Source organism: Siculibacillus lacustris (assembly GCF_004328075.1).
In the GTDB taxonomy this organism is placed as follows: Bacteria; Pseudomonadota; Alphaproteobacteria; order Rhizobiales; family Ancalomicrobiaceae; genus Siculibacillus; species Siculibacillus lacustris.
In genome coordinates, this window is record NZ_SJFN01000004.1 from 25,337 (window position 1) to 49,005 (window position 23,669).

23 protein-coding genes are annotated in these 23,669 nt (G+C 69.7%); 19 read left to right on the forward strand and 4 right to left on the reverse strand.

Going from position 1 to position 23,669, the window contains the following annotated elements; genetic code table 11:
- The first annotated feature begins 47 nt into the window (after positions 1-47).
- From dps to mgtA, 5 genes are all read left to right on the forward strand, one after another.
- Positions 48-527, forward strand: coding sequence for a DNA starvation/stationary phase protection protein Dps (dps, locus tag EYW49_RS03655; RefSeq protein ID WP_131306312.1), 480 nt, complete (start codon positions 48-50; stop codon positions 525-527).
- Positions 528-604: 77 nt separating this feature from the next.
- Entirely contained in the window at positions 605-880 is a 276-nt protein-coding gene (locus EYW49_RS03660; protein WP_131306315.1) for a glycine zipper domain-containing protein, read from the forward strand.
- Between the two features lie 149 nt (positions 881-1,029).
- Positions 1,030-1,176, forward strand: coding sequence for a hypothetical protein (locus tag EYW49_RS22925; protein WP_165498116.1), 147 nt, complete (start codon positions 1,030-1,032; stop codon positions 1,174-1,176).
- A gap of 77 nt (positions 1,177-1,253) precedes the next feature.
- Positions 1,254-1,469, forward strand: a complete 216-nt coding sequence (locus tag EYW49_RS03665; RefSeq protein WP_131306317.1) for a hypothetical protein — start codon at positions 1,254-1,256, stop codon at positions 1,467-1,469.
- Between the two features lie 68 nt (positions 1,470-1,537).
- Positions 1,538-4,096: a magnesium-translocating P-type ATPase gene (mgtA, locus tag EYW49_RS03670; protein ID WP_228259460.1), complete on the forward strand. Its 2,559-nt coding sequence runs from the start codon at positions 1,538-1,540 to the stop codon at positions 4,094-4,096.
- 37 nt (positions 4,097-4,133) lie between these two features.
- On the opposite strand, the gene EYW49_RS03675 is transcribed toward mgtA, so the two are convergent.
- Both EYW49_RS03675 and EYW49_RS03680 read right to left on the reverse strand, forming a co-directional pair.
- Positions 4,134-4,820 carry a hypothetical protein gene (locus EYW49_RS03675; RefSeq protein ID WP_131306319.1) on the reverse strand — a complete coding sequence of 229 codons (687 nt, stop codon included), beginning with the start codon at positions 4,818-4,820 and terminating at the stop codon, positions 4,134-4,136.
- Positions 4,810-6,072 (reverse strand): hypothetical protein, encoded by a 1,263-nt coding sequence (locus tag EYW49_RS03680; RefSeq protein WP_131306321.1) that lies wholly within the window; start codon positions 6,070-6,072, stop codon positions 4,810-4,812. The genes EYW49_RS03675 and EYW49_RS03680 overlap by 11 nt, the downstream gene beginning before the upstream one ends.
- A 455-nt stretch (positions 6,073-6,527) precedes the next feature.
- On the opposite strand from EYW49_RS03680, the gene EYW49_RS03685 reads away from it, so the two are divergent.
- Positions 6,528-7,553 (forward strand): SDR family oxidoreductase, encoded by a 1,026-nt coding sequence (locus EYW49_RS03685; RefSeq protein WP_131306323.1) that lies wholly within the window; start codon positions 6,528-6,530, stop codon positions 7,551-7,553.
- 56 nt (positions 7,554-7,609) lie between these two features.
- Here the strand turns inward: EYW49_RS03685 and hcp are convergent, their stop codons facing one another.
- Positions 7,610-9,193, reverse strand: a complete 1,584-nt coding sequence (hcp, locus tag EYW49_RS03690) for a hydroxylamine reductase (protein WP_131306325.1) — start codon at positions 9,191-9,193, stop codon at positions 7,610-7,612.
- Between the two features lie 292 nt (positions 9,194-9,485).
- Between hcp and napF the strand changes: the two genes are divergently transcribed.
- The 9 genes from napF (at position 9,486) to EYW49_RS03735 (ending at position 17,589) form a co-directional block, all read left to right on the forward strand.
- Complete coding sequence (gene napF, locus EYW49_RS03695) at positions 9,486-10,001, forward strand: ferredoxin-type protein NapF (RefSeq protein ID WP_206365374.1); 516 nt, start codon at positions 9,486-9,488, stop codon at positions 9,999-10,001.
- A complete protein-coding gene (locus EYW49_RS03700) occupies positions 9,998-10,258 on the forward strand; it encodes a chaperone NapD (RefSeq protein ID WP_165498117.1) in 261 nt (86 codons plus the stop codon). The genes napF and EYW49_RS03700 overlap by 4 nt, the downstream gene beginning before the upstream one ends.
- A gap of 46 nt (positions 10,259-10,304) precedes the next feature.
- Positions 10,305-12,803 (forward strand): nitrate reductase catalytic subunit NapA, encoded by a 2,499-nt coding sequence (gene napA / locus EYW49_RS03705; RefSeq protein WP_131306329.1) that lies wholly within the window; start codon positions 10,305-10,307, stop codon positions 12,801-12,803.
- 268 nt (positions 12,804-13,071) lie between these two features.
- Entirely contained in the window at positions 13,072-13,893 is an 822-nt protein-coding gene (gene napG / locus EYW49_RS03710) for a ferredoxin-type protein NapG (protein WP_131306331.1), read from the forward strand.
- Positions 13,890-14,831, forward strand: coding sequence for a quinol dehydrogenase ferredoxin subunit NapH (gene napH / locus EYW49_RS03715; protein ID WP_131306333.1), 942 nt, complete (start codon positions 13,890-13,892; stop codon positions 14,829-14,831). The genes napG and napH overlap by 4 nt, the downstream gene beginning before the upstream one ends.
- Positions 14,828-15,274, forward strand: coding sequence for a nitrate reductase cytochrome c-type subunit (locus EYW49_RS03720; RefSeq protein WP_131306335.1), 447 nt, complete (start codon positions 14,828-14,830; stop codon positions 15,272-15,274). Before napH ends, EYW49_RS03720 begins: the two co-directional genes overlap by 4 nt.
- 55 nt (positions 15,275-15,329) lie before the next feature.
- The gene (locus EYW49_RS03725; RefSeq protein ID WP_131306337.1) at positions 15,330-15,998 is read left to right on the forward strand and encodes a NapC/NirT family cytochrome c; all 669 of its coding nucleotides are present in this window, start codon (positions 15,330-15,332) and stop codon (positions 15,996-15,998) included.
- Positions 15,999-16,138: 140 nt separating this feature from the next.
- Positions 16,139-16,870, forward strand: a complete 732-nt coding sequence (locus tag EYW49_RS03730; RefSeq protein WP_131306339.1) for a Crp/Fnr family transcriptional regulator — start codon at positions 16,139-16,141, stop codon at positions 16,868-16,870.
- A gap of 23 nt (positions 16,871-16,893) precedes the next feature.
- Complete coding sequence (locus tag EYW49_RS03735) at positions 16,894-17,589, forward strand: Crp/Fnr family transcriptional regulator (protein WP_131306341.1); 696 nt, start codon at positions 16,894-16,896, stop codon at positions 17,587-17,589.
- A 34-nt stretch (positions 17,590-17,623) separates the two neighbouring features.
- Here EYW49_RS03735 and EYW49_RS03740 read toward each other — a convergent pair whose 3' ends face one another.
- Positions 17,624-18,442 carry a transporter substrate-binding domain-containing protein gene (locus tag EYW49_RS03740; protein ID WP_131306343.1) on the reverse strand — a complete coding sequence of 273 codons (819 nt, stop codon included), beginning with the start codon at positions 18,440-18,442 and terminating at the stop codon, positions 17,624-17,626.
- A 442-nt stretch (positions 18,443-18,884) separates the two neighbouring features.
- Between EYW49_RS03740 and EYW49_RS03745 the strand changes: the two genes are divergently transcribed.
- From EYW49_RS03745 to EYW49_RS03760, 4 genes are all read left to right on the forward strand, one after another.
- The gene (locus tag EYW49_RS03745; protein ID WP_131306345.1) at positions 18,885-20,441 is read left to right on the forward strand and encodes a sugar ABC transporter ATP-binding protein; all 1,557 of its coding nucleotides are present in this window, start codon (positions 18,885-18,887) and stop codon (positions 20,439-20,441) included.
- A 1-nt stretch (position 20,442) separates the two neighbouring features.
- Positions 20,443-21,429, forward strand: coding sequence for an ABC transporter permease (locus EYW49_RS03750; RefSeq protein WP_228259462.1), 987 nt, complete (start codon positions 20,443-20,445; stop codon positions 21,427-21,429).
- A gap of 101 nt (positions 21,430-21,530) precedes the next feature.
- On the forward strand, positions 21,531-22,472 hold the full coding sequence (locus tag EYW49_RS03755) for an ABC transporter substrate-binding protein (RefSeq protein WP_131306349.1): 942 nt from the start codon (positions 21,531-21,533) through the stop codon (positions 22,470-22,472).
- A gap of 168 nt (positions 22,473-22,640) precedes the next feature.
- Positions 22,641-23,423, forward strand: a complete 783-nt coding sequence (locus EYW49_RS03760) for a TOBE domain-containing protein (protein WP_131306351.1) — start codon at positions 22,641-22,643, stop codon at positions 23,421-23,423.
- The last annotated feature ends 246 nt before the right edge of the window (positions 23,424-23,669 follow it).

Consider the following 23,669-nt stretch of genomic DNA (forward strand, 5'->3'; position numbering starts at 1 on the left):
TCGCCGCACGATCCTGCTCGGATCGACCACCTCTCGGAGGTCCAACCATGCATCCGACCCACAACACGCTGTCAGAGAACATCCGCACCCAGTCGGTCGAACTGTTGAACAAGCATCTGGCCGCGGCGATCGACCTGCAGGCCCAGGTCAAGCAGGCCCATTGGAACGTGCGCGGACCGACCTTCATCGCGGTGCACGAACTGTTCGATCGGGTCGCCGGAGAAGTCGGGGCCTATTCCGACCAGCTCGCCGAACGGGCCGGCGGATTGGGCGGCACGGCGCACGGCACCGTCCAGGTCGCCGCCGAGCGGTCGTTCCTGATCCCCTACGACCTCGGGGTCGCCGACGAGAACAGCCATCTGTTCGCCGTGTCGGTGGCGCTCGCCGCCTTCGGTCAGTCGGCCCGCGAGGCGATCGGCCTGTCGGCCGGCTTCGGCGACGTCGATACGTCCGACCTGTTCACCGAAGTGTCCCGCGGCATCGATCGGCAACTGTGGTTCGTCGAATCCCAGACCGCCCCGAAGTGATCCCGCTCTCGCGAATCGGGGACGGCCGTCGGCGGTTCCCGGGATTCCCGCCTCTCTCTCCTCAAAGGACGTCCCCCATGAAGATCGTCATCCTCCTGAGCGCCGTGGCGCTGATTCTCGGCGGCTGTGCCAACGCCCGTGACACCCGCATGGCCGAAGGTGCCGGCATCGGCGGCGTCGGCGGCGCGATCATCGGCGGCGTCGCCTCCAATTCGGTCGGCGGTGCCCTGGTCGGCGGTGTCGCCGGGGCGGCGGTCGGCGCAGTGGTCGCCGATGCGACCCGTCCGCGCCACGCCCAGCGCTACTGCTACCACAGCGACACGCTCGATCGCCGCGTCTGCCGCTACCGCTGACCCCGGTCGACGACCGACGACCCCACTGATCCCCGGCGCGTCCATCCCCCGCGCGCCGGGGGGCCTACTGCTCCCGTCCCCTCCGGGGGCGGGGGTCGGCCGTCGCGCCCTCACCGGGTGCCGCCGCAGCCTGCCGGAGCTCTTCGATGATGTCCCGCAATCTCGTCTCGGCGGTCGCCGCGATCCTGGTGATCGCCGTCGCCGTTCTCGGCTACCAGCTCTATCGTGAACGCCACCGTCCCGAAGGGGTGGAGATCCGAGTCGACGACCACGGATTGACGATCGAGAAGCGCTGACGCCACTCCGTGTGACGACGACGCGACGATGCCGTCGCGGTAGAATGCCGATACGGCCCCAGACAGGAACCACAGCCATGGACCCGTTGTTCGCGATCGGCGACTCCGTCAGCTACGGCGACCGTCATGAAGGCCGGTCGCTCCACTTCACGGTGGTCAAGGTCATGCCGGTCGAGCATGCCGTGCAGACCTATCGGATCCGCGACGACGGCGAGGCCTTCGAGCGGGCGGTGCCGGAATCGGCGCTGACCCGCATCGAAGCCTCGCCCGAGGCGAAGCTGTTCGATCACTGACCGCGCCGGGCGCGCCGCCGCCGCGCCCCTCGCCTTCGCGGTATCCCCGGGCGGCGCGAGGGCCTGTCTTGGAACCGAACCCGCTCGCCGCCGAGATCTCCGGCCCGCCGATCGCCACCGTCCTCGACGGGCTCGCCACCACGGCCGCCGGCCTCGGGGCCGGCGAAGTCGCGATCCGGCAACGACGCCACGGCCCCAATCGGCTGCAGGTCCATCGGCGCAAGCCGCTGATTCTGCAGTTCCTCGGCCGTTTCGCCAATCCTCTGGTGCTGATCCTGTTGTTCGCCAGCGGCATGTCGGCGGCGACCGGCAACGTCGCGAGCTTCGTCATCGTCACGGTGATGGTGGTGCTGTCGATCACCCTCGACTTCGTGCAGGGGCTCCGGGCCGACAACGCCGTCGACGCCCTGCGCATGACCGTGGCCCTGCGCGCCCAGGTCCTTCGCGACGGCGGCGAGATCGCCCTGCCGGTCGACCAGCTGGTGCCCGGCGACGTGGTACGGCTGGCCGCCGGCGATCTGGTGCCGGCCGACTGCCGGCTGATCGAGGCGCGCGATCTCTATGTCGATCAGGCGATGCTGACCGGCGAATCCTATCCGGCCGAGAAGGCCGTGGCGGTGGGCGCCGCCGGCACCGGCGAGGCGGTCGACACGGTGTTCATGGGTACCTCGGTGATCTCCGGCAGCGCGCTGGTGGTGGTGTGCCGGATCGGCGACGACACCGCCTTCGGCCGGCTCGGCGCCAGCCTGACGTCGTTGCCGCCGCCGACCGCCTTCGAGATCGGCATCCGCCATTTCGGCTATCTGATCCTGCAGTTGACGGTGTTCCTGGTGCTGTTCGTGGTGGTGGTGAACGTCGCCTTCGCCCGGCCGTGGCTGGAATCGCTGATGTTCGCCCTGGCGCTGGCGGTCGGCCTGACGCCGGAGTTGCTGCCGATGATCGTCACGGTGACGCTGTCGCGCGGGGCGGTGCGCCTCGCCGCCCGGCGGGTGATCGTCAAACGGGTGGCGGCGATGCACAATCTCGGCGCCATGGACGTGTTGTGCACGGACAAGACCGGGACCCTGACCGAAGCGCGGATCGCGCTGGTGCGCCATCTCGACTTCACGGGTGCGGAGAGCGAGCGGGTGTTCCGCCTGGCCTTCCTCAACAGCCGCTTCGAGAGCGGATTGAAGAGCCCGCTCGACGACGCGATCCTCGGGTACCGCGATCTCGACGTGTCGGGCTGGACCAAGATCGACGAAGTGCCGTTCGATTTCGAACGCCGCCGTGTCTCGGTGCTGGTCGCCGATGCCGAGGAGCGGCTGCTGGTGGTCAAGGGCGCGCCCGAGGACGTGTTGCGCCAGTCGACCACTTACGAAGGCGCCGACGGGGCGATCCTGCCGCTCGACGCGGCGGCGCGGGCGACCCTCGACGCACAGTTCGCGGCGCTCGGCGAAGACGGCTTCCGGGTGTTGGCGATCGCCTCGCGGGCGATGGGCCCCGAACACGTCTCGGCGGCGCTGAGCGACGAGAGCGCCCTGGTGTTCACCGGCTGGGCGGTGTTCCTCGATCCGCCCAAGGCCAGCGCCACCGCGGCGCTGAAGGCGCTCCACGACGTCGGCGTGGCGGTCAAGATCCTGACCGGCGACAACGAGCGGGTGACCCGCCACGTGTGCGGCGAGCTCGGATTGCCGATCCGCGATCTGGTCACCGGCGACGAGTTGCAGGCAATGAGCGAGGCCGGTCTCAGGGCCCGGGTCGGCAAGGTCGACGTGTTCTGCCGGGTGACGCCGCAGCAGAAGGAGCGGGTGTTGCTGGCCTGCAAGGCGTCGGGCCGGGTGGTCGGTTATCTCGGCGACGGCATCAACGACGCCTCGGCGATCCACGCCTCGGACGTCGGCATCTCGGTCGACAGCGGCGCCGACGTCGCCAAGGAGGCGGCCGATCTGGTGCTGCTCGACCACGACCTGTCGGTGATCCACGAGGCGGTGATCGAAGGGCGGCGCACCGTCCACAACGTCACCAAATACATCCTGATGGGGTCGAGTTCGAACTTCGGCAACATGTTCTCGATGGCCGGGGCGGCACTGTTCCTGCCGTTCCTGCCGATGCTGCCGACCCAGGTGCTGCTCAACAACCTGCTCTACGACGCCTCGGAAGCCGGCGTGCCCTTCGACGACGTCGAGGACGAGGCGCTGCGCGCACCGGTGCACTGGGATCTGACCCTGATCCGCCGCTTCATGCTGGTGCTCGGGCCGGTCAGTTCGGTGTTCGACTTCCTGACCTTCTACGCCCTGATCCATCTGTTCGGCGCCGACGAGGCGCTGTTCCAGACCGGCTGGTTCATCGAGAGCCTGGCCACCCAGGTGCTGGTGGTGTTCGTGATCCGCACCCGCAAACGGCCGTGGGCGAGCCGGCCCGCAGCGATCCTCGCGGTTCTGTCGATCGGTGCGGCGGTGATCGGCGCGGTGCTGCCGTCGACGCCGCTCGGGCCGTTCTTCGGCTTCGTGGCGCCGCCGGCCGGGTTCTATCTGTTCCTGGGCGTGGCGGTGGTGAGCTATCTGACCCTGGTCGAAGTGGTCAAACAGGCCTTCTATCGCTGGCTCGCGCCGAAGGTGACGCGGTCCTGGGTCCGCCGCCGCTGAGGCGCGGCGGGAGCCCGGCCGGGGCCTCCGGGTGCGGTCAATCGGTGGTCTTCGGCGCGCTCTCGAGGGCGATCGGCGCGCCGCCCTCGACGTCGATGCCGAACCAGTCGAGCGCGACGGCGTCGTGGCGGAAATCGAGGCCGGTGAGGATGCGATCGCCGAAGCCGCTCGAGCGCCGGGTGAGGGTGATCTCGTCGTAGCGCCGGGCGCCCAGGAGCCCGCGGGGTAGGGGCAGGTCGGCGGTGACCGGGCCGCGACTGCAGGCGACGGTGCCGACCGGGCGGCCGTCGACGGCGACGTCGAGGGTCGCCACTTCGCCTTCGGGCATGGCGCAGGTGACGCCGAAGTGCAGCCGGTGCGCGCTGGCGCCGCCGGCGATCGCCGGGGGGAGATGCAGGAACAGCCGTCCGGAGAAGGCGTCGAGGGTCGGCGCCGGCTGGACGTCGCGGCGCCAGTCGAAACGCGCGAGATGTTTGCGGCCCTCGTCGGCGCGCAGGGACACGCGGCGGCCGGGGCGATAGGCGAGGCCGTCGTCGGTGCCGAGCGAATCGGCGTCGGGCAGGATCGAGAATTCGCCGGTGAGATAGGTGCGGCGATAGGCCTCGCCGATCTCCGGCGTCAGAACCATCGACAGTACCACCCCGTAGAGGCCGGCGAGGCCGGCGACGGCGGCCAGCGCCAAACGGCCGGCGGCAGTGCGGCGCGGGGCCGGATCACATGACATAGAACCACTCCCGTGCCCAACCGACCGCGAAGGCGGCCTGCAACACCCCGCAGACGGCGACCACCGCGACCCGCCGGCCCGGCCGATCGGCGACCAGGGCGAGCGCCAGCGTCACCGGAAACAGGGAGCCGACGAAACGCGGCATGCTCATGACCGAACCGGCGTGCAGCGCGACGATCAGCGGCGCCGCCACGAACACCGCCTCGGCACGCAGCTCGCGCCGCCACAGCCCCACCGCCGCGGCCGCGCCGAGGGCGAGGGTGACGAGACAGGCGAGGGCGCCGAGAATGTCGCCGAGCGGGCGGGTGAGCGGATTGATCTCGCCGAGGATCATCGTCCACGGCCACAGGAAGCGCCGGTTCCAGGCGGTCTGATCATGGGAGAAGGCGAGGGCGTCGCCGACCTGATCGTGGAGATGGATCATGTAGAGGCTGAGCCCGAGGCCGCAGAGCGCCAGGGCGAGCAGCGCGCGCTCGGTGCCGGGGCGCAAGCCGACGAGGCGGGCGATGCCGTGTTGGCGCAGCGCCAGGATCATGAGCGGCAGCACCGCCAGCACCCCGACCGCACGGGTGGCGCTCAGCACCGCCGCGGCGAGGCCGGCGAGGAGCCATCGGTCGCGCCGCGCCGCCAACAGGGTGGCGAGCGACAGCGGTACGTAGACCGCCTCCGACATCGGCACCGAGGTATGGATGGCGAAGGGCCAGGCGACCCAGATCACCGCGGCGAAACGGGCGAAGGCGGGGCCGGCGAGATCGCGGGCATAGAGGAAGGCCAGGACCAGACCGGCGGGAAACAGCAGGTTGGCGATGACCACCCCGACCAGGGTGGTCTCGGCGCCGGTGACCGCCGCGCCGATATGCATCAACAGCGGCAGGACGGGGAAGAACGCCCAGTTGGCGGCGCCGTTGACGTCGACGTCGGTGGCGTCGGAATAGCCGCCCTCGGCGAGATCGACGTACCAGCTGCAGTCCCAGGCGCACAGCGACTGGGCGAAGGTGGCGTCGATCGCGACCGGCGAGCCGATCGAGCCGATCGCGGCGCTGCCGAACAGCAGGATCCGCCCGGCGAGGAAGATCGCCAGCAGGAAGAGGAGATCGGCGCGGGAGACGGCCGGGGACTGGGAGGTGACGACGGTGGCGGGGCCGTGGCCGGGGAAGGCGAGGTCGAGCCGCTGCGCCAGGCCGCGGACGAGGCGTCGCGCCGCACCGGGCGACGGATCTCGTGAGCGGGTGTCGGCGGGGGTCGGCGTCATCGAGTCTCGCATCTCCTGGGGGGGGCGGCGCGCGCCGGCCCTCCCGATCTCGTCGTCGCGGCGCCTCGAGGGCGCCGCGGGTTTGTCGGTTCTGCGGCGCGCGCTGGCGCACCGGAGGGATCGTGCACCCTAGTCGCCGCTGCGTTGCGGCGACGAGAGTCGGAATCTACTCGAGCCGTCGCGACGAGCGCCGCATCGGAAATGCGCCGCGTCGGGTTCGTTGCGGAGCTCGACCGAGGCCGTGAGGGAAACAGCTTAGACTTCGAAAGGTTCCAAGGAAACACACGCCGATCTCGCGGATACGTGAGGTCCAGCGCGGCAGGGCGCTCCGGCACCGAAAAGTGCCGCGACCGGTGCGATCATCGGCGGAATTCGCTCGACCCGGCCGGCCCCACACCCCATCTCTGTCACCTGACCGTCGGCTTCCTCGTCGGCGGCGAGCGAAGGACGGCGACATGGCGTTGATCTTGGTGACCGGCGGAGCCGGATTCGTCGGCGGCCACGTGGCGTTGCGGCTGTTGGCCGACGGCCACCGCCTGCGCTGCACGGTGCGCGATCCGGCGCGTGCGCCGGCGTTGGCGGCGCGGCTGGCGGCGGCCGGGGCGAGCGGTCTCGCCGAGCGGCTGTCGGTGGTCGCCGCCGATCTGACCCGCGACGACGGCTGGGGTGCCGCGGTCGCCGGCTGCGACGCGGTGATGCACGTCGCCTCGCCGTTCCCGGCCGGACTGCCGGCGCACGAAGACGATCTGATCGTCCCGGCCCGCGACGGCACGCTCCGGGTGTTGCGGGCGGCGCGCGACGCCGGGGTGCGGCGGGTGGTGGTGACCTCGTCCTTCGCGGCGATCGGCTACGGCCACGGCGACCGCTCCGGCCCCTTCGACGAGCGCGACTGGACCGACCCGGACGGCGCCGACGTCCAGCCCTACATGAAGTCGAAGACGCTGGCCGAACGCGCCGCCTGGGACTTCGTCGCCCGCGAGGGGCGCGGGCTCGAGCTCGCGGTGGTGGCGCCGGTCGGCATCTTCGGGCCGCTGCTCGGGCCTGACGTCTCGGCGTCGATCGAACTGGTTCGCCGCTTCATGACCGGCGCGATTCCGATCTGTCCGCGGATCCATTTCGGCATCGTCGACGTGCGCGACGTCGCCGATCTCCACGTCCGGGCGATGGACGACCCGGCGGCGGCGGGCGAGCGGTTCCTCGCCACCGCCGGCGACTGCCCGTCGCTCCACGAGGTGGCGCAGATGCTGCGCCGGCGGCTGGGGCCGGCGGCGTCCGCGGTGCCGCGATTCCAGGCGCCGGACTTCGTGGTGCGCCTCGCCGCCCTGGTCAGCCCGACGGCGCGGGCGGCGCTGCCCCATCTCGGGCGGATCCGCACGGCCCGCGCCACCAAGGCGCGGGAGGTGCTCGGCTGGACGCCGCGGACCAGCGAAGAGGCGATCGTCGCCACCGCCGAGAGCCTGATCCGCCTCGGTCTGCTCTGATCGGGCGGCGGCGCGATCCCCGCGACGCGCGCGCCGCGGGGCCGTCGTCGGTCGGATCAGGCGGCGGTGGCCATCGCCCGGATGTCGTCCTCGACGGTGCCGATCGGCTTCAGACCGAAGGTCTCGACCAGCACGCCGAGCACCGTCGGGGTCAGGAAGGCCGGCAGTTTCGGTCCGATGCGGATGTTCTTCACGCCGAGGTGGAGCAGGGCGAGCAGGACGCAGACCGCCTTCTGCTCGAACCACGACAGGGTCAGCGACAAGGGCAGGTCGTTGATCCCGCAATCGAAGGCGCCGGCCAGCGCCTGAGCGACCTTGACCGCCGAGAAGGCGTCGTTGCACTGGCCCATGTCGAGGAGCCGCGGCAGGCCGGCGACGGTGCCATAGTCATGGCCGAGCAGGCGGAACTTGCCGCAACCGAGCGTCAGGATCATCCAGTCGGCCGGCATCGCCGTGGCGAGATCGGTGTAGTAGGAGCGTTCGCCCTCCGAGCCGTCGCAGCCGCCGATCAGCGCGAAGTGCTTGATCGCCCCCGACTTCACCGCGTCGACGACGGTGCCGGCGACGCCGAGCACGGCGTCGTGGCCGAAGCCGACGAGATGGGTGGCGTGGGTGACCTCGTCGGCGAAGCCCGGGGCGGCGAGCGCCGCCGCGACGACGGCGGAGAAGTCGCTGCCGTCGAGATGGGCGATGCCCGGCCAGCCGACCACGTCGCGGGTGAACAGCCGGTCGGCGTAGGACGAATCGGGGTCCTGCAGACAGTTGGTGGTCATCACGATCGGCCCGGGGAAGGTCGCGAACTCCTTCTGCTGCCGCATCCAGGCGCCGCCGAAATGACCGGCGAGATGGGCGTGCTTCTTCAGTTCGGGATAACCGTGGGCCGGCAGCATCTCGCCGTGGGTGTAGACCCGGATGCCGGTGCCTTCGGTCTGTTCGAGCAGGGCCTTCAGATCGACGAGATCGTGGCCGGAGACCAGGATCGCCTTGCCGGGGACGTGGCCGATTCGCACGGGGGTCGGGGTCGGCTTGCCGAAGGTGTCGCCGTGGGCGGCGTCGAGCAGGGCCAGGACCTTCACCGAGGCCTCGCCACAGGCGAGGTTGAGTCCGAGGAGGGCGGCGATCTCGGATTCGCCGGCGTCGAGCCGGGCGAGTGCCTCGACCGTGAAGGCATCGACGGCGGGGTCGGCGCGGTCCATGCGGCGGGCGTGGTGGGCATAGGCGGCGACGCCCTTCAGCCCATAGAGCAGCAGCTCCTGCAGGCCGACGACGTCGGCGCCGAAGCGGGCGGTGCGGGCCTCGATGCCGGACTGGGCCGCGAAGGCGAGCAGAGCTGAGCGGTCGGCGTCGGCGGCGACGCCGGCCTCGGGGCCGATCGCCGCGATCACCCGGCGGATCAGCGCGAGGATCGCCGCGTCGTCGAAGTTGACGTTGGTCAGGGTGGCGAAGAGCGCGGTCTCGAGCAGCGGCGCGATCTCGGCCGGGCGGTCGGCGGCGGCCAGCGGCGCCACCCGGGTCGCCAGGCGCTTGGTCGCATGGACCAGCACGTCCTGAAGGTCGGCGGTTTCGGCGGTCTTGCCGCAGACCCCGAACTTCACGCAGCCGGTGCCGCGGGTGGTCTGTTCACACTGGTAGCAGAACATCGTCGTCTCTCTCCTGGGAAGATCCTGCGCGGGATCGGCGGTCCGACCGGTGGCGGTCGGGGCGGTGCCGTCGCCGTCGCGGCGTCGCGACTGTGGAAGGACCTCGCCCGACGTCACTTGTCGAAAATCAAGCGCGTGTGCCGCGGAGCGTGATTGCGGCGCCGCATCGGCCGCGCGGACCGGAACCAAGGTCCGGATCGTGGGCGGGACCCCGGACTTATCATTCGTCAAGCGGCGCACCGCGTCTTCGAGCCACTCTGCGGGCAATGAAGAAGACGGGGGGAGGGGAGTCGTGGTCGCGAATCTGGCGCGTCGGGATCTGTTCCGGGGACGGTTGACCCGCCCACGGCGGCCGACCGTGCCACGCCCCCCGACGGCGATCCCCGAAGCGGACTTTCTCGCCGCCTGCGACGGCTGCCTCGCCTGCGTCACGGCCTGTCCCGAAGGCGTCGTCCGCCTCGACGCCGATCGCCGGCCGGTCCTGCAGTTCGTCCACGGCACCTGCACCTTCTGCGACCTCTGCGCCGCGGCCTGCCCGACCGGCGCGCTGGCGACCGAAGGGGCGCGCCCCTGGGACGCCAGAGCCGAGATCGCCGGCAACTGTCTGGCGATCGGCGGGGTGCACTGCCGCAGCTGCGGCGATGCCTGCGACGAACGCGCCGTGAGCTTCGTCCCGCGCCCCGACGGGCGTTTTCTGCCGATCATCGACGTCGACCGCTGCACCGGCTGCGGTGCCTGCGTCGGGGTATGTCCGGTCACGGCCGTGGCGGTGCGCCCGGCCGGCGCCCTGCGAGAGGTGAGAGCATGAACGTCATCGGCGTGTTGGTCCACGTGGCGCCCCAGGGCCTCGACACGGCCCGGGCGGCGCTCGCGGCGATGGACGGGGTCGAGGTCCATGCCGCCTCGGCCGACGGACGGCTGGTGGTCACCGCCACCGACGTCGCCGGACGTTTCGCCGCCGACAGCCTGATGGCCATGAACCACGTGCCGCACGTGATCGGCACGGCGCTCGTCTACCACGCCTGCGAACCGGATGCCGACGAACCGGCGCCGCGGGCCGCCTGAACCCCTTTCGAAGACCCGAGACTGTCGATCCTGGAGGTCGCGACCGATGAACATGGAAACTTCCCGCCGCGATGTGCTGAAGGCCTCCGCCGCCGCCGCCACCGCGGCCGTCGCCGGGGTCGCGCTGCCCGCGTCCGCCGTCCCGGTCGGCGACGCCGGCATCCGCTGGGACAAGGCGCCGTGCCGCTTCTGCGGCACCGGCTGTTCGGTGCTGGTCGGCACCCGTGAGGGTCGCGTCGTCGCCACCCAGGGCGACCCGGAGGCGCCGGTCAACCGCGGCCTCAACTGCATCAAGGGCTATTTCCTGTCCAAGATCATGTACGGCCAGGACCGCCTGACCACGCCTCTGTTGCGGATGAAGAACGGCAAGTTCGACAAGGACGGCGAATTCGTGGCCGTCTCGTGGGACCAGGCCTTCGACGTCATGGCGGAGAAGTGGAAGGCGGCGCTGAAGGCCAAGGGGCCGACGTCGGTCGGCATGTTCGGCTCGGGTCAGTGGACGATCTGGGAGGGCTATGCCGCGGTCAAGCTGATGAAGGCCGGCTTCCGCTCCAACAACCTCGACCCCAACGCCCGCCACTGCATGGCCTCCGCGGTGGTCGGCTTCATGCGCACCTTCGGCATCGACGAGCCGATGGGCTGCTACGACGACCTCGAGCACGCCGACGCCTTCGTGCTGTGGGGCTCCAACATGGCCGAGATGCACCCGATCCTGTGGTCGCGGCTGACCAACACCCGTCTGACCAAGCCGGGCGCGGAGGTCCACGTGCTGTCGACCTTCGAGCACCGCTCGTTCGAACTCGCCGACAACGGCATGATCTTCGAGCCGCAGACCGATCTGGCGATCCTCAACTACATCGCCAACCACATCATCCAGTCGGGCGCGGTCAACAAGGACTTCGTCGCCAGGAACGTGGTGTTCACCAAGACCGCGACCGACATCGGCTACGGCCTGCGCCCGACCCATGCGCTGGAAGTCAAGGCGGTCAACGCCTCGCACAAGGTCGACGCCGGCAAGATGGATCCGATCACCTTCGAGGACTATGCCGAACTGGTGAAGCCCTACACCCTGGACTACGCCGCGAAGCTGTCCGGCGTGCCGGCCGAGAAGCTGAAGCGGCTGGCCGAGCTCTATGCCGATCCCAAGAAGAAGGTGATGTCGCTCTGGACCATGGGCTTCAACCAGCATTCGCGCGGCGGCTGGGTCAACTCGCTGATGTACAACGTGCATCTGCTGGTCGGTAAGATCTCGGAGCCGGGCAATTCGCCGTTCTCGCTGACCGGCCAGCCCTCGGCCTGCGGCACCGCCCGCGAGGTCGGGACCTTCTCGCACCGCCTGCCGGCCGATCTGGTGGTGACCAATCCGGAGCATCGCAAGATCGCCGAGGGCATCTGGAAACTGCCGGAGGGGACGATCCCCGACAAGCCGGGGTTCCATGCCGTGCAGCAGCATCGCATGCTCAAGGACGGGGTGCTCAACGCCTATTGGGTGCAGTGCACCAACAACATGCAGGCCGCCCCCAACATGAACGAGGAGGGGCTGCCGGGCTATCGCAACCCGGCCAACTTCATCGTCGTCTCCGACCCCTATCCGACGGTGACCGCGATGGCCGCCGACCTGATCCTGCCGACGGCGATGTGGGTCGAGAAGGAAGGCGCCTACGGCAACGCCGAGCGGCGCACCCAGTTCTGGCGCCAGCAGGTCTCGGCGCCGGGCGAGGCGCGCTCCGACATCTGGCAGGTGGTGGAATTCTCCAAGCGCTTCAAGGTCGAAGAGGTGTGGCCGGCGGAACTGATCGCCAAGAAGCCGGAACTCGCCGGCAAGACCCTCTACGAGGTGCTGTTCAAGAACGGCAACGTCGACAAGTACCCGCTCGCGGAAACGGCGCAAGGCTTCGAGAACCAGGAATCGAAGGACTTCGGCTTCTATCTGCAGAAGGGTCTGTTCGAGGAATATGCCGCCTTCGGGCGCGGCCACGGGCACGATCTGGCGGCTTTCGACCAGTATCACAAGGCGCGCGGCCTGAAGTGGCCGGCGGTCGACGGCAAGGAGACCAACTGGCGCTTCCGCGAGGGCTACGACCCCTACGTGAAGCCCGGCGAGGGCGTGAAGTTCTACGGCTACAAGGACGGCCGCGCGCGGATCATCTTCGCCCCCTACGAGCCGCCGGCCGAGAGTCCGGACAAGGACTTCCCGCTGTGGCTGGTCACCGGCCGGGTGCTCGAGCACTGGCATTCGGGATCGATGACCCGGCGGGTGCCGGAGTTGCACAAGGCGTTCCCGGCGGCGGTGGTGTTCATGCATCCGGAAGATGCGGCCGCGCTCGGCGTGCGGCGCGGGCAGGAGATCAAGGTCTCGACCCGTCGCGGCGAAGTCACCAGCCGCGTCGAGACGCGCGGTCGCAACAAACCGCCGCAGGGCGTGGTGTTCTTCCCGTGGTTCGACGAAGGCCAATTGGTCAACAAGTTGACGCTGGACGCGACCTGCCCGTTGTCCAAGGAGACCGACTACAAGAAATGCGCCTGCAAGATCGTGCGGGCGTGAGGGGAGGGGCTCCGGTTCGGCGACAACGATCGGCGCCGTGCCCCCCCCCCCCCCTGTCCCTCCCCCTCCAGGGGGGAGGGGACGAGGTGGCGATCCCCTTCGGACATCGAGCGCTCCGCGCGACGGCTGCCTCCGTGGTGCGACGGCCCTCTCCCCAGCCTCCTCTCCCCCCCTGGAGGGGGAGAGACAGAGAGGGGGGGCACGGCGCCGATCGTCGAACGCCGAAGACGTCACACAAACTCGATCCCAACCGCCAACCGAGTCCCCCATGCCCATCACCCCCACGCCCACCGAAGGGCTCCTCAGCCCGCAGCGCCGAAAGGTCCTCGAGACCGTCGCGCGCTCGGTCGTCGGCGTCGGGGTGGTCGGGGCGCTGCTCGGGGCGCACGAGCGCTCGGCGGAGGCGATGCCGACCCAGGCGCTGCGGCCGCCCGGGGCGCTCGCCGACGAACGGGCCTTCCTGGCGGCCTGCGTGCGCTGCGGTCTGTGCGTGCGCGCCTGTCCCTACCAGACGCTGCGCCTCGCCGATCTCGGCGATCGGGTCGCCGCGGGCACGCCCTTCTTCACGGCGCGCAAGATCCCTTGCGAGATGTGCGAGGACATTCCCTGCGTCAAGGCCTGTCCGACCGGGGCTCTCGACCACGGGCTGGTCGACATCGACCGGGCCAAGATGGGCACGGCGGTGCTGGTCGACGAGGAGCACTGCCTGAACTTCCTGGGGCTGCGCTGCGACGTCTGCTATCGCGACTGCCCGGTGATCGACAAGGCGATCACCCTCGAGATCGAATCGAACCCGCGCACCCGCAAACACGCGATCTTCCGCCCGACCGTGCATGCCACCGACTGCACCGGTTGCGGCAAATGCGAGAAGTCCTGCGTGCTGGAGGAATCGGCGATCAAGGTCCTGCCGCTGCGGGTGGCGCGCGGCGTGCCCGGCGCCCACTACCGCCTCGGCTGGGAAGAGTACCAGAAGCACAACGGCCCGCTGCTCGACGGCGTCGTCGATCTGCCCGACCGGGCGCCCGGCGACGTCACGCCGCCCTCGGGCGTGCCCGATGCGCCGCCGATCCTGAAAGGACCACGGCCATGACCGGGCTCGCCGCCGTCGCGCGCCGCGACCACGCCACCCGCCGGGCCGATCGGGCCGGGCGGCCGAGCCGTGGATTCTGGGCGCGCCACCGCTTCCTCATTCTGCGCCGCCTGTCGCAGGCGACGGCGCTGGCGCTGTTCCTCACCGGTCCACTGTTCGGCGTGTGGATCGCCAAGGGCACGCTCGCCGCCTCGATGACCTTCGGCGTGGTGCCGCTCACCGATCCGCTGATGCTCGCCCAGAGCCTGGTCGCCGGCCATCGGCCGGAGACTCTGGCGCTGACCGGCGGGGCGATCGTGCTGGCTTTCTATGCGCTGGTGTCGGGGCGGGCCTATTGCGCCTGGGTCTGTCCGATCGATCCGGTCACCGATCTCGCCCATTGGTGCCGCGAACGCCTCGGGCTCCAGGCCAAGGGCTGGCAGCCGCGGCCGCAGACCCGGCTGTGGGTGCTGGCGATGATCCTCGCCGTGTCGGCGGTGACCGGCACGATCGCCTGGGAACTGGTCAATCCGATCAGCTTCGCCTTCCGCGCCGTGGTGTTCGGCTCGACCGGGGCGCTGACCCTGGTGGCGGCGGTGTTCCTGTTCGACCTCGTCGTCGCCCGGCGAGGCTGGTGCTCGCACCTCTGCCCGGTCGGCGCCTTCTACGGGCTGATCGGGGCTCGCTCGCTGGTCCGGGTGTCGGCGGCGGGGCGCGCCGACTGCGATCACTGCATGGATTGTTACGCCGCCTGCCCCGAGCCGCAGGTGATCGCGCCGGCGCTCGAGGGCGCGGCCAAGGGCGCGAGCCCGGTGATCCTCGGGCGCGACTGCAGCTCGTGCGGGCGCTGCGTCGACGTCTGTCCGGCCGGGGTCTTCCGCTTCACCCATCGTTTCGACGCCTCCACGACCCCGGCGGGATCCGCCGCCCGGTCACACAGTTCGGGAGAGACACCATGAGGTTCCTCATGTTCGCCGCGGCGCTCGGGGTCGCCGTGCTGACCTTCGCGATCGGTTCGACCGCCGGTCCCACGGCGGCCGAGGTGCGGTCGCTGCGCAACGCCGACCCCCAGGTCGATCTGACGCCCCCCGACCCGGCCCGCCAGGACGTGCACGGCCGCTTCGATCGGGCCTATCGGCTGCAGCCGCCGCTGATCCCGCACCAGATCGATCGCTACCAGATCGACCTCAAGGCCAATCAGTGCCTGGGCTGCCACGACTGGTCGAACGCCGCCAAGAACGGCGCGCCGACCCTGTCGATGACCCATTATCTCGATCGCGACGGACGCCAGACCGACACGGTCGCCGGCACGCGGTGGTTCTGCAACGCCTGCCACGTGCCGCAGGCGGAGGCCAAGGACCTGGTCGAGAACACCTTCAAGCCGTCGCAATCCGTCAGGTGAGGGGGCGCCGCGGGGGTCGACCCCCCGCGCGGCCTCGACGTCCGGAGCTCCCGTCATGACCGAATCTCTCGCGCCTCCCTCCGTCCGGCCCGGCCTCCTCAGGCGGCTCTGGCGCTTCGTCTGGTCGCCGTCCGGCAGCATCGCCCTCGGCGTGCTGGTGGCCGCCGGCTTCTTCGTCGGCATCGTCTTCTGGGGCGGGTTCCACTGGGCCCTTGAGATGACCAACAACGAACAGTTCTGCATCAGCTGCCACGAGATGAAGGACAACGTGTATGCGGAATACACGTCGTCGCCGCATTTCCAGAATCATTCGGGGGTGCGGGCGACCTGTCCGGACTGCCACGTGCCCAAGGAGTGGCAGTACAAGCTGGTGCGCAAGATCCAGGCGAGCCAGGAACTGTGGGGCCATTTCGTCACCGGCTCGATCTGGACCCGCGAGAAGTTCGTCGACCGCCGCATCGAACTGGCCAGCCACGAATGGCGGCGGATGAAGACCACCGACAGTCGCGAATGCCGCAACTGCCACGCCTTCGATTCGATGGACTTCACCAAACAGGAGACGCGGGCAGCCAAGCAGCACCAGCTCGCCGTGGACACCGGCAAGACCTGCATCGACTGTCACCAGGGCATCGCCCATCGCCTGCCCCAGGGCGGCCGCGACGCCTACGAGGCGATGCTGAAGACCCTGGCGAGCGAGACCGCGGCGGCCGCTCCGGCCAAGTGATCCGCCGCCGGCGGTCCGCGGGCGGGCGGCGCGATCCGAGCCGATGGCATCGGCGCGGCGCTGGGCTATAAGGAGGACCGACGGGGCCGATCGCGATCGGCGCCCGGCCTCCCGTGGTCCTCGCAGACGGAGCCGCCCTGGTGAATTCGCCGTCCCGCGACCGGCCGGATCTCGATCCGGCGGATCTGGCGCGCCTGCGCGAAGTGGCGCTGTTCCGCCACGTCGATGCCGACGTCTGTGCGGCGATCCTCGGCGGGGCACGGCCGCTGCCGCTGCCGCGCGGGTCGACGATCATGACCCAGGGCGCGCCGGCCGACGCGTTCCACGTGATCCTCGAGGGCTGGGTCAAGCTCTACCGCCGCCAACCGGACGGCGGCGAGGCGGTGGTGGCGGTGATGACCGCCGGCGAGAGCTTCGCCGAAGCGGTGATGTTCATGGGCGGGCGCTATCCGGTCACCGGCGAGGCGGTCAGCGACGTGCGGCTGTTGCGGATCGAAGCCGCGACGCTGCGCACGGCGATCCGCGCCGACGGGCGGGTGGCGATCGCGCTCCTCGCCTCGATCGCCCATCACACCGAAGTGCTCAGCGAGCACGTGGAGGCGATCAAGGCGCTGTCGGCGCCGCAGCGGGTCGCCGACTTCGTGGTCGATCTGGCGCGGCGGACCTTCGGGCGCGACGTCGCCGGGCGGCTCGCCCTCAAGCTGCCCTACGACAAGGCGCTGATCGCCCGCCGTCTCGGCATGACCCCGGAGAGCTTCTCGCGGGCGCTGGTCACCTTGCGCGAGGCCGGCGTCAAGGTCAGTCGCGACGCGGTGACCATCGCCGATCTCGACCGGCTCGACGGCTATGCCCGCAGCGGCGAGGGGGCCTGAGCGGTGGCGCGGGAGGGATCGACATGACCGAACGGACGGCGACGACGGCGGCGGATCTCGACGTCGTGTCGCGCAACCCGCTGTTCCGCAAGCTCGATCCGGCGACGGTGGCGCAACTCGTCGGCGACCGCCGGCCGCGCGTCCATGCCAAGGGTCAGGTGCTGTTTCTCCAGGGCGACCCGCTCGACCGGATCCATCTGGTGGTGTCGGGCTGGGTGCGGCTCTACCGGGCCAGCGAGGACGGCGTCGACACGGTGGTGGCGGTGGCCGGGCCCGGCGAGAGCTTCGGCGAGGCGGCGGCGCTGCTCGGCCGGCCGGCCCATGCCAGCGCCGAGGCGGCCTCGGACGCGCGCATCCTCGCCCTCGATGCCGATCGGCTGCGGGCCCGGCTGTTCGCCGATCCGGACCTCGCCTTCCGCATGCTGGCCTCGGCCTCGGCGCATCTCCGGGTGATGGTCGGCGAACTCGAGGCGCTGAAGAGCCGCCCGGCGACCCGCCGCGTCGCCGGATTCCTGGCGGATCTCGCGACGGTCGGCGAGGGGCCGGCGGAGGTGGTGTTTCCCTACGAGAAGACCTTGATCGCCGGCCGCCTCGGGATGACGCCCGAGAGCTTCTCGCGCGGCCTCGCCAAGTTGCGCGAGATCGGCGTCGAGGTCGAGCGCGAGAAGGTGTCGATCGCCCGGGTCGAGGAGCTCCGCCGTTTCGCCGAGACGGCGTGAGCGGCGCCCGCGACGGCGCCGCCGGTCGGCCGGATCAGTCGAAATATTTGGCGGCGATCGCCCGGGTGCGGCCGGTCTCGGCGGAGATGTGCAGGAACTGATCGACGAAGGCCTTGAGGGCGACGTCGCGCTGCAGCCAATAGGCCTTCTCGGCGAAGTCGAAGGGCTTGTCGGGATGGACCGAGCACAGCACGCCGGGATGCAGCTTCTGCTGATAGAGCGTCTCGGAGGTATCGGTGACCATCACGTCGGCGCGGCCGGCGGCGACTTCCTCGAAGATCGTGGTGTTGTCGGGGTGCACCCGCAGATCGGCGTGCGGCAGGTTGGCCTTGGCGAAGGCTTCGTTGGTGCCGCCGGGATTGACCACCACGTGGGTGGTCGGCTTGTCGAGGTCGGCGATGGTCTGGAACTTGGCGACCTCGCCGCAGCGGGCGATCGGCGTCTTGCCCTCGCGCATGATCGGGATCGAGAAGAAGCCCTTCTTCTGGCGCGGCAAGGTGATCGACACACCGCCCATGGCGATGTCGAAGCGGTCGGCGACGAAGTCGTCCATCAGCTTCGGCCAGGAGGTCGCCACGAACTCGACCTTGACCCCGAGGGCGGCGCCGAGTGCCTCGGCGACGTCGATGTCGTAGCCCTCGAACCGCCCGGTGGCCTTGTCGAGCGAGGTGAAGGGGCGGTAGTCGCCGGTGGTGCCGACCTTGAGCACGCCGCGGGCGAGGATCTCGTCGAGGCGGGTCGGCCGGGCCGCCGGCGCCTCCTGGGCCAGGACCGGTCCCGGCCCGCCGGCCCCCGGAACGGCGACGACGACGGCGGCGGCCAGCGCGAAGGCGAAGCGGGCGAAGGCGGACATGGGGAGCTCCTGGGGGCGGGGGGGCGTGCGGGCATCGGCCGAGCGGGCGCGGCGGTCGTGGGGCACGACCTCCCGTCCGGCGGCGCGACGCGAAAACGCCCCGGCACCGACGGCGCCGCGAGGCTCGCTCCGGGCCGCGCCCGGCGCTCGCAAGCTGGCACCAAGTCCCGCCGCCGGCAAGGAAAATCGCGGGCTCGCCGAGGTGTCCGGGCGCCGGTGCCGGCGCCCGGACCGGGGCGACGGCCGGGCGGAAGACTTTCGTCGATAGGGTCGATCGCGAGCGAAGATCGGCGCCGGGGCGTCTCGCCGCTTCTCACGAAGATTGCTATAGAGGACGTGCGGAATCCCGCGTAGGCGTCTCACCGGATGACCGGTCGATCCGGTCGATCCGGTCGGACGGCCTCGAGACGCGACGCGGACCCCGGAACCGACGAGGCGTCGCATGACCGCGCTGATCGAAGTTCGCAACCTCGACAAGAGCTTTCCCGGCGTCAAGGCGCTGCGGTCTGCGAGCTTCACGCTGGAGGCCGGCGAGGTCCACGCCCTGATGGGCGAGAACGGGGCCGGCAAGTCGACGCTGATGAAGATGCTGGCGGGCATCTATTCCTGGGATTCCGGCGAGGTCCTGGTCGATGGCGCGCCGGTGACCATCGCCGGGCCGAAGGCGGCGCAGGCGCTGGGGATCGGCATCATCCATCAGGAACTCAACCTGATGAACCATCTGACCGCGGCGCAGAACATCTTCATCGGCCGCGAACCGCGCCGGCGCTTCGGCTTCCTCGACGAGGGCAAGCTCAACTTCGACGCGGCGGCGCTGTTCCGCCGGATGAACGTGACGATCGATCCCAAGACCCTGGTCGGCGACCTCACCGTCGCCAAGCAGCAGATCGTCGAGATCGCCAAGGCGCTGTCGTTCCATTCGCGCGTGCTGATCATGGACGAGCCGACCGCGGCGCTGAACACCGCCGAGATCGACGACCTGTTCGTGATCATCCGCGATCTCAAGGCGCACGGCGTCGGCATCGTCTACATTTCGCACAAGATGGACGAGCTGAAGCGGATCGCCGACCGGGTGACGGTGATGCGCGACGGCGAGACCATCGCCACCCTGCCGGCCCAGTCGACCCCGGTCGAGACGATCATCTCGCTGATGGTCGGGCGCGAGTTGGCCCATGCCGAGCCGCCGAAAGTCCCCGAGATCCAGGGCGACGAGGCGCTGCGGGTGGTCGGCCTGTCGCGCGGCCGGGCGCTGCGGGACATCTCCTTCTCGGTGCGGCGCGGCGAGATCCTCGGCTTCGCCGGGCTGATGGGGGCGGGGCGGACGGAAGTGGCGCGGGCGGTGTTCGGCGCCGATCCGATCGACACCGGCGAGATCTGGGTGCGCGGGGCGAAACTCAAGATCCATTCGCCGGCGGACGCGGTCAGGGCCGGCATCGCCTATCTCTCGGAGGACCGCAAACGTTTCGGGCTGGTCACCGCGATGGACGTCGAGGCCAACATCTCGCTGGCCAGCGTGATGCGTCATCGCCGCGCCTGGGGGTTCCTCGACTTCCCGTCGCTCAAGGCGCTGGCGGCGCGTTACGTCAAGTCGCTGACCATCAAGACGCCGTCGACCGCCCAGGTCGCCAAACTGCTGTCGGGCGGCAACCAGCAGAAGCTGGTGATCGCCAAATGGCTGGCCCGCGACAGCGACATCCTGTTCTTCGACGAGCCGACCCGCGGCATCGACGTGGGCGCCAAGGCGGAGATCTACAAATTGTTGCAGAGTCTCGCCGATCAGGGCCGGGCGATCATCATGATCTCCTCGGAACTGCCGGAGATCCTGCGCATGAGCCATCGCATCCTGGTGATGTGCGAGGGCCGCATTTCCGGCGAACTGACCGCCGCCGAAGCCACCCAAGAAACGATCATGAAGCTGGCGACACGGACACACGTGGCGACCGGCACGGCCCGAGGAGGGGCGCACGGGGATGAGCACGGACCTGTCGCAAACGAATGACGTGAGCCTCCGCAGCCTGCGCGCCGCGCTGTTCGATTCGGCCGCAGGCCAGTTGTTGCTCGCCTTCGCCAGCCTGATCGTGCTGGTCGCCGGCTTCGGCATCGCCTCACCGAACTTCCTGCAGACCGACAACCTGATCGGTATCCTGCAGGCCACCGCGGTCAACGGCGTCCTCGCCGTCGCCTCGACCTATGTGATCATCACCGGCGGCATCGACCTGTCGGTCGGCACGCTGATGACCTTCTGCGCGGTCATCGCCGGGGTGTTCCTGACCTATTGGGGCTATCCGATCGGCGTCGGCGTCGCCGCGGCGCTGATCTGCGGGGCGCTGTGCGGCGCCACCTCGGGCTTCCTGATCGCCAAGATGGAAGTGCCGCCGTTCATCGCGACGCTCGGCATGATGATGCTGCTCAAGGGCCTGTCGCTGGTGATCTCCGGCACCAAGCCGATCTATTTCAACGACACGCCGGACTTCCCGGTGATCGCCCAGGATTCGCTGATCGGCTATCTCGTGCCGTCGCTGCCGATCCCCAATGCGGTGCTGATCCTGTTCGTGGTGGCGGTGGCGGCGTCGGTGGTGCTGCGCTCGACGGTGCTCGGGCGCTACATCTTCGCGCTCGGCAGCAACGAAGAGGCGGTGCGGCTGTCCGGCGTCGACACCGACTTCTGGAAGATCGTGATCTATGCGGTGAGCGGCGCGATCTGCGGCATCGCCGGGCTGCTGATCGCCTCGCGGCTCAATTCGGCGCAACCGGCGCTCGGCCAGGGCTACGAACTCGACGCCATCGCCGCGGTGGTGATCGGCGGTACCTCGCTCAGCGGCGGTCGCGGCACGGTACTCGGCACGATCATCGGCTCGTTCATCATCAGCGTCCTGACCAACGGTCTGCGCATCCTGTCGGTGGCGCAGGAGTGGCAGACGGTGGTGACCGGCGTCATCATCATCCTCGCGGTCTACGCCGACATCATGCGGCGGCGGAAGACCTGAGCGATCGCGTCCATCGACCACGAGAGGGAGGACCTCGTCCGACGACCACAATCCGTTCGACAGAAGCGGTTTCCAACAATTTCAAGAATGAGGAACGTCCGATGTTCAAGCTCAGGCATCTCGCCGCCGTCGTCGCGCTCGGCACGGCGGTCGGTCTCTCGGCGCCGGTGTTCGCCGCCGACACCTACATCCCGCTGATCTCCAAGGGCTTCCAGCATCAGTTCTGGCAGGCGGTGAAGTCCGGCGCCGAACAGGCGGCCAAGGACCTCAACGTCAAGGTGACGTTCGAAGGCCCCGAGACCGAAGCCATGGTCGACAAGCAGATCGACATGCTCGCCGCGGCGCTGGCCAAGAACCCGGCGGCGATCGGCTTCGCGGCGCTCGACAGCCAGGCGGCGATCCCGCTCCTGAAGAAGGCCCAGGCGGCCAAGATCCCGGTGATCGCCTTCGACTCCGGCGTCGACAGCGACATCCCGCTGGCCACCGCCGCCACCAACAATGCGCTCGCCGCGGGGCTGGCGGCCGACAAGATGGCCTCGCTGATCGGCGGCGAAGGCGACGTGGCCCTGGTCGTCCACGACCAGACCAGCCGCACCGGCATCGATCGCCGTGACGGTTTCGTCAACCAGATCAAGGCCAAGTACCCCAAGATCAAGATCGTTTCGATCCAGTACGGTGCCGGCGACCAGCTCAAGTCGACCGAGATCACCAAGTCGATCCTTCAGGCCAATCCCAACCTCAAGGGCATCTTCGGAGCCAACGAGGGTTCGGCGATCGGCGTGCTCAACGGCGCCAAGGAACTCAAGCGCAAGATCGTGGTGATCGGCTACGATTCCGGCAAGCAGCAGAAGGCGGCGATCCGCTCCGGCGAAATGGCCGGCGCGATCACCCAGAACCCGGTCGGCATCGGCTACAAGACGGTCGAAGCCGCGGTCAAGGCGATCAAGGGCGAGAAGTTCGACAAGGTCATCGACACCGGCTTCTACTGGTTCGACAAGTCCAACATCGACGACCCGAAGATCGCGGCGCTGCTCTACGACTGATCGTCTCGGACGATCGTGGGAGGCGCCTCGCCTCCCGCCCCGCCGCCGCGCGTCTGGCGAAGACGGGCGGCGGTGCCGTATCGGGGGGGCGATCGGCAAGGCCCGACCCTTTCGACGGCGGCTCGGCTGTTCTAGTGTCGACCGGCAACGGCGACGGATGCCCTTTCCATGACCGACAAGATCGATGCCTTCCTGGCGCTGCGCAGCGGCGGCCGCCTGCTGGCGGGGCGGGAGCGTATCCGCCTGCTCGAGGCGGTGGCCGAACACGGCAGCATCACCAAGGCCGCCAAGGCCACCGGCTTCAGTTACAAGACCGCCTGGGAGGCGGTCGACGCGATCAACAATCTCCTGCCGACCCCGGCCTTCGTGACCAAGGCCGGCGGCCGGGTCGGCGGCGGCGCCGAGGTGACGCCCGAGGGGCGGCGGCTGATCGCCACCTTCCACCGGCTGGAGGCGCGTCTCACCGAGATCTCGGCGACGATCGCCGAGGACGGGCTCGACGGGCTCGAGGATGCGCTGACGGTCGGGATCAAGATCTCGGCGCGCAACGTGTTCCAGACCGAAGTGGTCGCGGTCCGCCGCTGGCCGGTCGACGTCGAAGTAACGCTGAAGGTCTCCGACCACGCGGCGATCCTGGCGATCGTCACCAATGCCGCGGCCGAGGACCTCGGCCTGGTGCCGGGACGGCGGGTGCTGGCGCTGGTCAAGTCGTCCTTCGTCCATCTGGTGCCGCTCGCCGCGGCCGAACGCCATCGGCGCAACCTGTTCCGCGGCCTCGTCAAACGGCGGGTCGACGCGGAGTTGAACAGCGAGATCCATCTCGACATCGGCGCCGGCAAGACGATGATCGCGGTGGTGCCGCGCCACGACGCCGAGGATCTCGGCCTCGCCGAGGGTGGCGAGATCGCCGCGACCTTCGATGCCGATCACGTCATTCTCGCGGTCGACTGAGGTCGAAGGCCGCCGTCGGACGTCGGGTTCGCGACAGGGTTTCGTCGTGGGAACGCGCGCCTGCGACGAAGACGTCGTCTATCCTTCGTTCGGAAGGTCGTCTATCACCGGAAGGGCGTCGAAACGGATCGATCGGATCGCCATCGACGAACGGACAGCGGCACGGTACTTTCTTCGCCGATCGATGTGTAAACCGAATGCCGAACGTTCGATGATTCGTCGTCGCGCCGTCCGGCCGGAAGCTCG

What these genes read in the sequence shown, in the direction of transcription:
- dps (WP_131306312.1), top strand. Translation starts at nt 48, where the DNA reads ATGCATCCGACCCACAACACGCTGTCAGAGAACATCCGCACCCAGTCG.
- EYW49_RS03660 (WP_131306315.1), top strand. Translation starts at nt 605, where the DNA reads ATGAAGATCGTCATCCTCCTGAGCGCCGTGGCGCTGATTCTCGGCGGC.
- EYW49_RS22925 (WP_165498116.1), top strand. Translation starts at nt 1,030, where the DNA reads ATGTCCCGCAATCTCGTCTCGGCGGTCGCCGCGATCCTGGTGATCGCC.
- EYW49_RS03665 (WP_131306317.1), top strand. Translation starts at nt 1,254, where the DNA reads ATGGACCCGTTGTTCGCGATCGGCGACTCCGTCAGCTACGGCGACCGT.
- EYW49_RS03675 (WP_131306319.1), bottom strand. Translation starts at nt 4,820, where the DNA reads ATGTCATGTGATCCGGCCCCGCGCCGCACTGCCGCCGGCCGTTTGGCG.
- EYW49_RS03680 (WP_131306321.1), bottom strand. Translation starts at nt 6,072, where the DNA reads ATGACGCCGACCCCCGCCGACACCCGCTCACGAGATCCGTCGCCCGGT.
- EYW49_RS03685 (WP_131306323.1), top strand. Translation starts at nt 6,528, where the DNA reads ATGGCGTTGATCTTGGTGACCGGCGGAGCCGGATTCGTCGGCGGCCAC.
- hcp (WP_131306325.1), bottom strand. Translation starts at nt 9,193, where the DNA reads ATGTTCTGCTACCAGTGTGAACAGACCACCCGCGGCACCGGCTGCGTG.
- EYW49_RS03700 (WP_165498117.1), top strand. Translation starts at nt 9,998, where the DNA reads ATGAACGTCATCGGCGTGTTGGTCCACGTGGCGCCCCAGGGCCTCGAC.
- napA (WP_131306329.1), top strand. Translation starts at nt 10,305, where the DNA reads ATGAACATGGAAACTTCCCGCCGCGATGTGCTGAAGGCCTCCGCCGCC.
- napG (WP_131306331.1), top strand. Translation starts at nt 13,072, where the DNA reads ATGCCCATCACCCCCACGCCCACCGAAGGGCTCCTCAGCCCGCAGCGC.
- napH (WP_131306333.1), top strand. Translation starts at nt 13,890, where the DNA reads ATGACCGGGCTCGCCGCCGTCGCGCGCCGCGACCACGCCACCCGCCGG.
- EYW49_RS03720 (WP_131306335.1), top strand. Translation starts at nt 14,828, where the DNA reads ATGAGGTTCCTCATGTTCGCCGCGGCGCTCGGGGTCGCCGTGCTGACC.
- EYW49_RS03725 (WP_131306337.1), top strand. Translation starts at nt 15,330, where the DNA reads ATGACCGAATCTCTCGCGCCTCCCTCCGTCCGGCCCGGCCTCCTCAGG.
- EYW49_RS03735 (WP_131306341.1), top strand. Translation starts at nt 16,894, where the DNA reads ATGACCGAACGGACGGCGACGACGGCGGCGGATCTCGACGTCGTGTCG.
- EYW49_RS03740 (WP_131306343.1), bottom strand. Translation starts at nt 18,442, where the DNA reads ATGTCCGCCTTCGCCCGCTTCGCCTTCGCGCTGGCCGCCGCCGTCGTC.
- EYW49_RS03745 (WP_131306345.1), top strand. Translation starts at nt 18,885, where the DNA reads ATGACCGCGCTGATCGAAGTTCGCAACCTCGACAAGAGCTTTCCCGGC.
- EYW49_RS03755 (WP_131306349.1), top strand. Translation starts at nt 21,531, where the DNA reads ATGTTCAAGCTCAGGCATCTCGCCGCCGTCGTCGCGCTCGGCACGGCG.
- EYW49_RS03760 (WP_131306351.1), top strand. Translation starts at nt 22,641, where the DNA reads ATGACCGACAAGATCGATGCCTTCCTGGCGCTGCGCAGCGGCGGCCGC.